General features: G+C 39.6%; 9 protein-coding genes. All 9 read left to right on the forward strand.

The annotated features are described in order from the left end of the window. Nucleotides 1-128 precede the first annotated feature (128 nt). The 9 genes from IGI38_RS03185 to infB all read left to right on the forward strand — a co-directional run bounded on the left by IGI38_RS03185 (nt 129) and on the right by infB (nt 12,841). Nucleotides 129-929 (forward strand): isoprenyl transferase, encoded by an 801-nt coding sequence (locus IGI38_RS03185; protein ID WP_438726579.1) that lies wholly within the window; start codon nt 129-131, stop codon nt 927-929. Continuing rightward, complete coding sequence (locus IGI38_RS03190) at nt 926-1,720, forward strand: phosphatidate cytidylyltransferase (RefSeq protein WP_438726582.1); 795 nt, start codon at nt 926-928, stop codon at nt 1,718-1,720. The genes IGI38_RS03185 and IGI38_RS03190 overlap by 4 nt, the downstream gene beginning before the upstream one ends. A gap of 125 nt (nt 1,721-1,845) precedes the next feature. After that, nucleotides 1,846-3,114, forward strand: coding sequence for an RIP metalloprotease RseP (rseP, locus tag IGI38_RS03195; protein ID WP_438726585.1), 1,269 nt, complete (start codon nt 1,846-1,848; stop codon nt 3,112-3,114). Nucleotides 3,115-3,212: 98 nt separating this feature from the next. Next, nucleotides 3,213-7,556, forward strand: coding sequence for a PolC-type DNA polymerase III (locus IGI38_RS03200; RefSeq protein WP_438726588.1), 4,344 nt, complete (start codon nt 3,213-3,215; stop codon nt 7,554-7,556). Nucleotides 7,557-7,722: 166 nt separating this feature from the next. After that, nucleotides 7,723-8,196, forward strand: a complete 474-nt coding sequence (gene rimP / locus IGI38_RS03205) for a ribosome maturation factor RimP (RefSeq protein ID WP_438726591.1) — start codon at nt 7,723-7,725, stop codon at nt 8,194-8,196. 113 nt (nt 8,197-8,309) lie between these two features. Continuing rightward, entirely contained in the window at nt 8,310-9,467 is a 1,158-nt protein-coding gene (gene nusA / locus IGI38_RS03210; RefSeq protein ID WP_438726594.1) for a transcription termination factor NusA, read from the forward strand. Between the two features lie 19 nt (nt 9,468-9,486). After that, entirely contained in the window at nt 9,487-9,783 is a 297-nt protein-coding gene (rnpM, locus tag IGI38_RS03215) for an RNase P modulator RnpM (RefSeq protein ID WP_438726597.1), read from the forward strand. Further along, nucleotides 9,776-10,078 carry a L7Ae/L30e/S12e/Gadd45 family ribosomal protein gene (locus IGI38_RS03220; RefSeq protein WP_438726600.1) on the forward strand — a complete coding sequence of 101 codons (303 nt, stop codon included), beginning with the start codon at nt 9,776-9,778 and terminating at the stop codon, nt 10,076-10,078. Before rnpM ends, IGI38_RS03220 begins: the two co-directional genes overlap by 8 nt. A 12-nt stretch (nt 10,079-10,090) precedes the next feature. Then, a complete protein-coding gene (infB, locus tag IGI38_RS03225; protein WP_438726603.1) occupies nt 10,091-12,841 on the forward strand; it encodes a translation initiation factor IF-2 in 2,751 nt (916 codons plus the stop codon). Nucleotides 12,842-12,882 lie beyond the last annotated feature (41 nt).

A 12,882-nucleotide genomic window follows, 5' to 3' on the forward strand; every position in this document is an offset into this window, starting at 1 on the left:
ACTCAAAATTCATTGAAAAAGCCTAAAGGTATTTGTTTTTCATAGGAATACACGATTTTTATTGTTATAATGGCAGATGACTTTTCAAAAGTATTTCTTACTTTTGATTTCAATGGAGGAGGAAAAACATGGTATTGCGATTTTTTCCACAAAAACAAAAGTATACGCCAGAGGCAGCGCAATTCGATTTTGATCCTGAAGGTGCTGTTCCCAAACACATTGCAATCATTATGGACGGTAATGGCCGTTGGGCACAAAATCGTCGTTTGCCAAGAATTGCTGGACATAAAGAAGGTATGGAAACGGTCAAAAAGATCACGAAACATGCGAACCGTTTGGGTGTAAAAGTTTTGACACTGTACGCTTTCTCAACAGAAAATTGGAAACGACCTGAAGAAGAAGTGAATTTTTTGATGCAGTTGCCAGTAGATTTTTTTGATACCTTCGTGCCAGAACTGATCGAAGAGAATGTTCAAGTTCACGTAATGGGCTATGAAGAATATCTTCCCTCCCACACACAGGATGCGGTGAAACGAGCAATTGAACAGACGGCACAAAATGATGGACTCGTTTTGAATTTTGCATTGAACTATGGTAGCCGTGCTGAAATCATTACTGCAATTAAGCAAATGGCTCAAGAGGTCAAAAATGACGAACTTTCTGTTGAAACAATCAATGATGATATCGTTGGTGATCATTTAATGACAGGTTTTTTACCAAATGAGTTACGTGATCCTGAATTAGTGGTGCGAACAAGTGGAGAAGAACGGATTAGCAATTTTTTGCTATGGCAGTTAGCTTATAGTGAGTTGTATTTTACTAAAGCCTTATGGCCAGATTTTGACGGGAACCATTTAGAAGCGGCAATTGCTTCTTTCCAGCAGAGAAATCGGCGTTTTGGAGGCTTGAACAAGGAGGATAAAAAATGAGACAAAGAGTTATTACCGCAGTTGTCGCTTTAGCAATTTTTATTCCGATTCTTTATGTCGGTGGGATAGCAGTAGAATTAGCGGCAGCAGTATTAGCAGGGATTGGTGTTTATGAGTTGTTCCGTATGAAGGGTCTTGCGATTGTAAGCTTTGAAGGTGTACTTTCAATTTTAGGAGCAATTTTCTTAGTTTTGCCAGCGGAACGTTGGATGCCCTTTTTAAGTGGTGAGAACAGCAATTTTCTATTATTTTATTTGACCGTGATGATTATTCTTGGCTTTTCAGTGGTTTCTAAAAATACGTATACTATTGACGAAGCGGGATTTCCGGTTGTCGCCAGTTTATACGTAGGTGTTGGGTTTCAAAATTTAGTTACAGCTCGTGCAGACGGGTTGGCAATTTTACTTTTTGCTTTCTTTGTTGTTTGGGCAACGGATATCGGTGCTTATATGGTAGGACGGAAATTTGGGCAACATAAATTATGGCCAGATATTTCACCAAATAAAACAATCGAAGGTGCGTTAGGGGGAATTGCCAGCGCAGTTGTTGTGGCAGTTGTTTTTGTCTTAGTTCAACCAGCAGTTTTCCAGCATAATATAATTACGATGATTATCTTTACGATCGTTTTCTCAATTGTCGGACAATTTGGAGATTTAGTAGAATCGGCAATCAAACGTCACTATGATGTAAAGGATTCAGGAAAAATTTTACCTGGACATGGCGGTATTTTAGATCGTTTTGACAGTATGCTATTTGTTTTTCCAATGATGCACTTGTTAGGAGTATTTTAAAAAGAGCGGAAACGCTCTTTTTTTTCAGCTTTTTTAAATTTTCTATGAAATGATCGGTAAAGGAATATATTTTTTCGAGACTATGATAAACTGTTTTTAAGAAAACTAATGAAGGTAGGAGAATTATGCGTACGATTATTACGTTTTTAATCGTTTTTGGCGTACTTGTCATTGTTCATGAATTCGGGCATTTCTTTTTTGCGAAGCGTTCGGGAATTCTTGTTCGAGAATTTGCAATTGGCATGGGCCCAAAACTTATTGCTCATATGGGAAAAGATGGAACAACTTATACATTGCGTTTATTGCCAATTGGCGGATATGTCCGGATGGCTGGTTTAGAAGACGAAGAAACGGAACTAAGTCCAGGCATGCCCTTGTCCGTTGAACTGACTCCGAATAATGAAGTGAGTCGGATCAACACTAGTAAAAAAATACAGTTGCCAAATAGCATTCCAATGGAATTATTTTCTGCAGACCTTGTAGATGATTTAATTATTAGGGGATATGTGAATGGTGATGAAAGTCAAGAAACAATTTACAAAGTTCAACATAATGCTACCGTGATTGAGGAGAGCGGCACAGAGGTTCGGATTGCGCCGCGCGATGTTCAATTCCAATCGGCTAAACTAGGTTCACGTATTTTGACTAACTTTGCTGGCCCAATGAATAACTTTATTCTGACAATTATATTATTTATTGCCTTAGCTTTTTTACAAGGGGGCGTTGCGGATTATGATACAAATCAAATTGGAGCTGTTCAAGCTGGCAGCCCCGCGGCCGTTGCGGGTTTAAAAGATCATGACGCTATTGTTTCTGTTGACGGAAAAAAAATCTCTTCTTGGGATGATCTAACAAATACTGTTACAAAGAAACCAGGAGAAGAATTAAGTGTAGTAATCGAACAAGATGGTAAAGAAAAAACAGTCCAAATGACACCGAAAAGTGTTAAAAGCAATGGGGAAAAGGTTGGTCAAATTGGTGTAACACCTTATATGAAAACTGGTTTTGCTGATAAAATAGTCGGTGGCTTGACACAATCATGGGATATGGTTAAAAGAATTTTTGGTGCTTTAGGTTCGCTTTTCACTGGGTTCAGTCTAGACAAGCTTGGTGGACCTGTTATGATGTATCAGATGTCTGCTGAGGCATCACGAGCAGGAATCAAGACAGTCATTTACTTGATGGCACTGTTATCTGTCAATTTGGGAATTGTCAATCTGTTACCTATTCCAGCCTTCGACGGTGGTAAAATTTTACTGAATTTAATTGAAGGGGTACGAGGACGACCACTTGATCCAGATAAAGAAGGTATGATTACTATGATCGGTTTTGGATTTATCATGCTTTTAATGATCTTAGTCACATGGAATGATATCCAACGTTTCTTCTTTTAAAATGAAAGGATCGAAATTTTTCGATCCTTTTTCTAATGCAATCATAAAAAAAAACAGGTATACTGGAACATACTTGAAAAAGTGAAGGAGATGTCATTTTGTCTAAAAATCGTGAGTTGTTCGAAAATTTATTACGACAAATTGAATTAGCTGAGATAGAACAGCAACATCCAACGATCCAGGCTTCTGAGATCAAAGAAGTTGTTGTACATGAGAAATCACGAGTTTGGGAATTTTTTATTCAAACCCCAGAAATTTTACCAGCGAAATTATTTTATGCGTTTCATCAAAAGTTACAGCTTGCTTTTCAATCTATCGCAAAAGTGAAATTACATATCGTACCAGAAGAGAATCAATTTGACGAAACTCTTTTGCAAAATTACTGGCAATTAGCATTAGGTGAACAGGATTGTGATACCCCGTTAGTTAAGCAAGTTCTAAGCAAACCGCTGCCGGTTATTCAAGATAAACGAATTGTATTATTGATCGATAATGAGACGGTCATTCCTTTTTTGAAACAGCAATACCTACCGCTAATTGAGGAAAATTTAGTTTCGTATGGTTTCCCTCCATTACGGATTGATCCGGAAGTAGATAAAGAGCAGGCGGATAAGAAGTTGCAGGAGTTCGAAGTACGCAAGCAAGAACAAGCGCAAGCAATGCAAGAGCAAGCTGCTGCCAGTTTGGCGCAGTATGAGTCTAAGAAAAAAGAGAAGAAAGAAAGTGCCGCAAACTTTGATGGGCCTATTCAGCTGGGGCGCAATATTCCCGCAGATGAGGCTATCACTCCAATGGGGAATATCATTGAAGAAGAGCGGCGAATTACGATCGAGGGGTTCATCTTTGATAAAGAGGTTCGTGAGTTACGATCAAAACGTAAAATCTTAATTATTAAGATGACTGACTACACCTCATCATTTGTTGTAAAGAAATTCTCCAACGGTGAAAAGGATGAGGCCGTTTTTGATGCGATTTCAAGTAATAGTTGGATTCGTGTTCGCGGAAGTGTTCAGGAAGATACATTCATGCGGGACCTTGTTATGAATGCGCAGGATATTCAAGAAGTAAAACATCCAGAACGCAAAGATACGGCAACTGAAAAGCGTTCTGAGTTACATTTGCATACTAACATGAGTACAATGGATGCCATTACTAGTGCTAGTGAATTAGTTGCGCAAGCTGGAAAATGGGGACACAAAGCAATCGCTATTACTGATCATGGTGGAGCCCAATCATTTCCAGATGCTCATGCGGCTGGAAAGAAAGCTGGCGTGAAAATTTTATACGGTGTTGAAGCAAATGTTGTTTCTGATGGCGTTCCTATTGCTTATAATGATGCTCATGAAGCACTAACGGATGCAACATATGTAGTATTTGACGTGGAAACCACAGGGTTATCAGCGGTTTATGATACGATTATTGAGTTAGCGGCAGTCAAGATGCATAAAGGAAATGTAATCGAGACCTTTGAAGAATTTATTGATCCTGGACACCCGTTATCAGAGACTACTATCAACTTGACAGGAATAACCGATGAGATGGTACGTGGATCAAAACCTGAAAAGGAAGTCATGGAGTTGTTCGAGAAATTCTGTGAAGGAGCGATCCTAGTTGCCCACAACGCTACTTTTGATATAGGTTTTATCAATACGACTTATGTCCGTCATAATATGCCTGAAACACCAAATCCAGTCATTGATACTTTAGAATTGGCTCGTTTTCTTTATCCAGAGTTCAAACGTTTTGGCCTAGGTGTTTTGACTAAAAGGTTTGGGATTAATTTGGAGCAGCATCACCGGGCTGTTTATGATGCGGAAGCAACTGGACATTTGGCTTGGATATTTGTTAAGGAAGCTATCGAAAAACATGACATGAACTATCATGACCAATTGAATGATCATGTAGGAGAAGGCGATTCGTATAAACGTGCACGTCCATTCCACGCAACCATTTTAGCTAAAAATCAAGCGGGATTAAAAGATCTATTCAAATTAATTTCTATGTCGAATGTTGAATATTTCGAACGTGTACCGCGTATTCCACGCTCACAGTTAACTAAATTGAGAGAAAACCTTTTAATTGGATCAGCATGTTCTCAAGGCGAGATTTTTGAAGCGATGATGCAAAAAGGGGTAGAGGAAGCGAAAAATCGCGCAGCCTTCTATGATTACATTGAGATTATGCCCAAAGCGGTTTATGCGCCTCTTATCGAACAAGAGTTAGTCAAAAATGAATCTGATTTAGAAGATATTTTACGTAATTTGATTCAAATTGGAAAAGATTTAGACAAAACAGTAGTAGCAACTGGCGATGTTCATTATCTTAATAAAGAAGATGCGATTTATCGGAAGATTCTGATCAGTTCAATGGGTGGAGCGAATCCGCTGAATCGCCACAGTTTACCTGATGTGCATTTTCGTACAACAGATGAAATGCTGCAGGCCTTTAGTTTCTTAGGACCAGAGTTGGCTAAAGAAGTCGTTGTAGATGGGCCGGATAAAATCGTAGAAACCTGTGAAGAAATCGTTCCAGTTAAAGACGATTTATATACACCGAAAATTCCTGGTTCTGAAGAAGAAATTAAAGATTTGAGTTATAATCGTGCTCGAGAGTTATATGGGGATCCATTACCAGATATTATCGAGAAACGTTTAGAAAAAGAATTGACTTCAATCATTGGAAATGGGTTCTCCGTTATCTATTTGATCTCGCAGAAATTGGTACACAAGAGTAATGAAGACGGCTATTTAGTTGGTTCTCGGGGGTCGGTTGGATCGAGTTTCGTTGCTACGATGACTGGAATCACGGAAGTAAACCCTTTGCCGCCGCATTATTATTGCCCGGAATGTCAGTATTCTGAATTTTTTGAGGATGGCTCTTATGGATCTGGGTTTGATATGCCTGAAAAGGCGTGTCCTAAATGTGGTGCTCGCCTGAATAAAGACGGGCATGATATTCCATTTGAAACATTTTTAGGATTCCACGGTGACAAAGTTCCCGATATCGATTTAAATTTCTCTGGAGATTATCAAGCTGAAGCTCATAACTATACAAAGGTTCTATTTGGAGAAGACTATGTATTTCGTGCTGGAACAATAGGTACTGTTGCAGATAAGACTGCTTATGGATTTGTTAAGGGATATGAAAGAGATCATAATCTCCATTTTCGTAATGCTGAAGTGGATCGTTTAGCTAAAGGAGCAACTGGTGTTAAACGGACTACGGGACAGCACCCGGGTGGTATTATTGTTATTCCTGATTATATGGATGTTTATGATTTTACACCGATCCAGTTCCCTGCTGATGATCAAAACGCCGAATGGAAAACGACTCACTTTGATTTCCACTCCATTCATGACAATGTATTGAAGTTAGATATTCTGGGACACGATGATCCGACGGTAATCCGGATGCTGCAAGAGTTATCAGGGGTTGATCCTAAAACGATCCCAACTGATGACCCAGAAGTTATGAAAATATTTTCTGGACCACAGGTTCTCGGAGTAGAGCCTGATCAGATTTTTTCTAAGACGGGGACATTGGGGATTCCAGAATTTGGAACACGCTTTGTACGAGGAATGCTTGAGGAGACTGGCCCGACAACTTTTGCCGAGTTGTTGCAGATCTCTGGCTTGTCCCATGGTACGGATGTATGGTTAGGAAATGCAGAAGAGCTGATTAGCCGTGGTGAAGCCAACCTGGCGGAAGTAATTGGTTGTCGGGATGACATCATGGTTTACTTAATTCACGCAGGCCTTGATAGTGGCATGGCCTTCAAAATCATGGAGACTGTTCGTAAAGGTCAGTGGAATAAAATTGATGACGAATTACGTGAGACATACTTAACAGCTATGAAAGAAAATAATGTTCCAGATTGGTACATTGATTCATGTTCGAAGATCAAGTATATGTTTCCGAAAGCCCATGCGGCTGCTTATGTGTTGATGGCGTTGCGAGTGGCCTACTTTAAGGTCTATTTCCCAATACTTTATTATTGTGCATATTTTTCTGTACGTGCGGATGATTTTGATTTAGTTGCAATGGCTAAGGGGAAAGATGCGGTTAAGGCAGCGATGAAGGCTATCACAGATAAAGGAATGGATGCATCAACAAAAGAAAAAAACCAATTAACTGTCTTGGAATTGTGTAACGAAATGTTAGAGCGTGATTTCCATTTTGGTATGATTGATTTATACAAATCGGATGCTCAAGATTTTGTGATCGATGGGGATACATTGATTGCACCTTTCCGTGCTGTACCAGGACTTGGTCTAAACGTCGCAAAACAAATTGTAGAAGCACGTAAAGATGGCATCTTTTTATCGAAAGAAGATTTAGCTTCCCGCGGTAAAGTCTCGAAGACCTTAATTGAGTATATGGATACTCATGGTGTTTTGAAAGATTTGCCAGATGAGAATCAGCTTTCACTCTTTGATATGTAAAGAAAAAGATAAATTCAGCTTTAAAATGAAAGAAAAAGCCTTCATGAAAATGCTGAGGTTGAATTTTCAATGGATTTATGCTAGTATAACAATGTAATCATAGACTGATGGTGAGTGAGCGGATTTTTCGCTCACTCTTTTTAATGGAATAAAGGAGGCTGACAGTTTGAGCAGTGTAGTCGAAACAGTGACTGACTTAGTAACACCAATTTTGGATGAGCAAAATTTTGAATTGGTCGAAGTAGAATTTGTCAAAGAAGGAAAAAGCTGGTTTTTAAGAGTCTATATCGATAAAGAAGGTGGCATTGATATTGAAGAATGTGCCTTTGTTAGTGAGAAACTTAGCGATAAATTGGATTCGATCGATCCTGATCCGATCCCACAAGCCTATTTCCTTGAGGTTTCTTCGCCTGGGGCCGAACGTCCATTGAAAAAGGAAGAAGATTACCAAAAAGCGATAGGACAGTACATTAATGTTTCTCTCTATCAGAATATTGATGGTGAAAAGCAATATCAAGGTTTCTTGAAAGAACTAACTGAAGATGAATTGACATTGACAGTCAAAATCAAGACTCGTACCAAAGATATGGTCTTTGAACGTAAAAATATCGCGAAAGCACGCTTTGCAATCGAGTTTTAAACCATTGAAACCTAACCTATTTTTTCTTAGTAAATTGTTGTACGTGGTGGGAGCCAGATTATTTTTTACTCAGAAGAATAGATTCGTTAATATGAATTAGGAGGAAAGTTATAATGAGTAAAGAAATGCTGAATGCGTTGGATACTCTAGAAGCAGAAAAAGGTGTTTCGAAAGAAATCGTAATCGATGCATTGGAGGCAGCTTTAGTCTCTGCTTACAAGCGTCATTATGGGCAATCACAAAATGTTGAAGTGGAATTCAACGAAAAAAAAGGTGATATCCATGTGTATGCGGTGAAAGAAGTAACGGAAGAAGTTATGGATTCACAATTAGAGGTATCTTTAAAAGACGCGATGGGTATTAATCCAGCATATGAAATCGGTGATACAATTCGTTTTGAAGTAACACCAAAAGATTTTGGTCGGATTGCTGCTCAAACGGCAAAACAAGTTATCCTTCAACGGGTACGTGAAGCAGAGCGCAGCATCATCTACAACGAATACAGCGCCTACGAAAAGGACATCATGCAAGGTGTAGTTGAACGTCAGGATAATCGTTATATCTATGTCAATTTAGGCAAGATCGAAGCAGTTCTTTCTAAACAAGACCAAATGCCAAATGAACACTACAAGCCTCATGACCGAATCAAAGTTTATGTTTCACGAGTAGAAAATACATCAAAGGGACCACAAGTTTTTGTAAGTCGTAGTCATCCAGATTTATTACGGCGTTTATTTGAACAAGAAATTCCTGAAGTCTATGATGGTATCGTCGAAATTGTCAGTATTGCTCGTGAAGCTGGAGATCGTGCGAAAGTTGCCGTTCGTTCGACCGATCCTAATATCGATCCAGTCGGAACATGTGTTGGACCAAAGGGACAGCGTGTGCAAGCAATCGTTAATGAATTAAAGGGCGAAAATATGGATATTGTTGAATGGGATGAAGATCCAGCGGTATTTATCGCGAACTCTTTAAACCCAGCACAAGTTGAAGATGTTATCTTCGCTATTGATAATCCTAAAGTTTGTACAGTAGTAGTACCTGATTACCAATTATCATTAGCAATTGGTAAACGTGGACAAAATGCTCGATTGGCCGCAAAATTAACGGCTCACAAGATTGACATCAAATCTGAATCTGATATGGAAGAGTTTTACGCAAGTTATGATGAATCAGAAGTTGATGAAGAAAATGAAGCTATTTTAGAGGAAGAAATACCAGAAATGACAGAGGACATTGAAAACAATGCTTCTGATCAAGATGAAGAATAACCAATCAGGAGGACAGCAAATGAAAAAAAGAAAAGTTCCTTTGCGCAAATCGGTCGTTTCCGGTGAAATGTTCCCTAAAAAAGAATTGATTCGTATCGCTAAGTCAAAAGAAGGAGAAGTTTCAATAGATCCTTCAGGAAAGAAACCAGGACGCGGTGCTTATGTTGCATTAGAACCGACTGAAGTTGAAGAAGCGTGGAAAAAACGTATCTTGGACCGAACCTTGGACACCGATTTAAGTGATGAATTTTATCAAGAACTACTTGATTATGTGAAACACCAAAAAGCCAGAAAAGAGCTCTTTGGCAATGAATAAACAGAAGGCCTTGAACATGTTAGGCCTTGCAATGCGTGCAGGCAAACTGATCACAGGAGAAGAACTGACAATTAATGAGATTCGTAAACACAAAGTGAAACTTGTGATTGTCACTACTGATGCGAGTGAAAACACTCAGAAAAAGGTATCAGATAAAAGTAAGTATTATCAGACGGCATATTTTGTCGAATTTACTCAAGGAGAGATTTTAGGCGCGATTGGTAAACCTAGAAAAGTTATCGGGGTTTTAGACCAGGGATTTGCCAACAAAATTATGACGTTAATAACAGGTTAGGAAGGTGATTGCATGGGAAAAAAGAGAGTATACGAATTTGCCAAAGAAGTGAATCAATCAAGTAAGGATGTTGTAGAAAAAGCACAAACTTTAGGTATTGATGTTAATAATCATATGGGTTCATTATCTGGGGATGACGAATCAAAATTAAAACAAGCTTTTTCTAGCAAGCCGACACAAACTACTCAAGCAAAACCATCAGCTAACCAGCACGAAAAACCAAAATTCCATGGAAAGAGCTCTAAGAACAACCCAAATTTCCAGAATAGAAAAGGAAATAAAGACTTGACACAAAATAATAGACAGAACAACTCAGCGAACGCAAACCGTTCAAACCAAGGACAACGTCCAACACAAGGAAACACAAATAGCACACAACGCCAAAACCAAGGACAACGTCCAGCACAAGGCGGCTCAAACAACAATGCGCAACGCCAAAATCAAGGACAACGTCCAGCACAAGGCGGCTCAAACAATAATGCGCAACGCCAAAATCAAGGACAACGTCCAGCACAAGGCGGTACAAGCAATAATGCGCAGCGTCAAAACCAAGGACAACGTCCAGCGCAAAGCGGTACAAACAATAATGCGCAGCGTCAAAACCAAGGACAACGTCCAGCGCAAGGCGGTACAAACAACAATACGCAACGCCAAAATCAAGGACAACGTCCGGCACAAGGCGGTACAAACAATAATGCGCAACGCCAAAATCAAGGACAACGTCCGGCACAAGGCGGTACAAACAACAATGCGCAACGTCAAAATCAAGGACAACGTCCAGCGCAAAGCGGTACAAACAATGCGCAACGTTCAAATCAAGGCGGCTCTTCAAATCAGAACAGCAATCAAAATCGCAATAAGAATAATTATGGTAACCAAAATCGTAACAATAGTTTCGGCGGTAATCAAAATCGCAATAAAAATAGATTTAACAAAAAAGGTAAAAAGGGTAAGCAGCAACAAAGTCAAAAACCTGCTGTACCACCACGTAAATTCCGTGAATTACCAGAAATTTTGGAATACACAGAAGGCATGAATGTAGCTGACATCGCGAAGAAAATCTATCGCGAACCAGCCGAAATTATCAAGAAGTTGTTTATGATGGGTGTTATGGTCAATCAAAACCAACCATTAGATAAAGACACAATCGAGCTTTTAGCTACGGATTATGGAATTGAACCACAAGAAAAAGTGACAATCGATATTGCTGACATTGATCGTTTCTTTGATGCAGAAGATGCAAATGAGGAGAACTTAGTTTCTCGACCTCCAGTTGTAACAATCATGGGGCACGTTGACCATGGTAAAACAACGTTACTAGATACGTTGCGTCATTCTCGTGTAACGAGTGGGGAAGCAGGCGGAATTACTCAGCATATAGGTGCGTACCAAATCGATATCAATGGAAAACCAATCACTTTCTTGGATACACCGGGACATGCTGCTTTCACAAGTATGCGGGCACGTGGAGCAAGTATCACAGATATCACGATTTTAGTGGTAGCTGCTGATGACGGTGTCATGCCTCAAACAATCGAAGCGATCAACCATGCGAAAGCGGCAAAAGTGCCGATCATCGTAGCGGTAAATAAAATCGATAAGCCTGGGGCAAATCCTCAACACGTGATGCAAGAATTAAGTGAGTATGAATTGATTCCTGAATCATGGGGCGGCGATACGATCTTTGTAGAAATCTCTGCGAAGTTCAATCAAAACATTGACGAACTATTAGAAATGATTCTATTAGTAGCTGAAGTGGAAGATTTGAAGGCTGATCCAACACAACATGGAATTGGAACAGTTATTGAGGCTCGTCTTGATAAGGGTAAAGGACCTGTTGCAACATTATTAGTACAACAGGGTACAATGAATGTTGGCGATCCGATCGTTGTTGGGAATACGTATGGTCGTGTTCGAGTGATGACAAATGATATTGGTCGTCGCGAAAAAACTGCTGGACCAGCAACACCGGTAGAAATCACAGGATTGAATGATGTTCCTCAAGCTGGTGATCGTTTTGCAATCTTTGATGATGAGAAAACCGCTCGTGCAGCTGGAGAAGAACGTGGAAAACGGGCAATGCTTGAGCACCGCAGTGCGAGTGCGCGCGTGACGTTAGACAACTTGTTCGAATCTCTTAAAGAGGGCGAATTGAAGGAAGTTAATGTCATCATAAAAGCAGATGTACAAGGTTCGGCTGAAGCATTGGCAGCTTCATTGAAAAAAATCGATGTTGAGGGTGTGCGTGTGAAGATCGTCCATTCAGCAGTTGGTGCTATCAATGAGAGTGATGTTACTTTGGCAGCAGCAAGTAATGCGATCATCATCGGATTTAATGTTCGTCCTACACCGCAGGCTAAACAACAAGCGTCAGCTGAAGAAGTAGATATTCGTTTACACCGTATTATTTACAAAGCAATCGAAGAAATCGAAACAGCGATGAAAGGATTGCTTGATCCTGAATACGAAGAAAAAATCACAGGTCAAATGACTGTACGTGAAACGTATAAGGTTTCTAAAGTTGGGACAATCGCAGGTTGTTATGTGAATGAAGGTTCTATCCAGCGTGATAGCGGTGTACGGATCATTCGTGATGGTATCGTTATTCTTGAAGGTAAGCTTGCCAGCTTGAAACGCTTCAAAGATGATGTGAAAGAAGTTAAGATGGGCTACGAATGTGGTGCTATGATTGAAAACTTTAATGATATCAAAGTTGATGATGTGATCGAAGGCTTTATTATGGAAGAAATTAAACCAAACTAATTATCAGTTCCTCTTCTTCTTAAGAGAAATGAAATCATTAG

The sequence above is a fragment of the Enterococcus sp. AZ128 genome, from assembly GCF_051714485.1.
In the GTDB taxonomy this organism is placed as follows: domain Bacteria; phylum Bacillota; class Bacilli; order Lactobacillales; family Enterococcaceae; genus Enterococcus_A.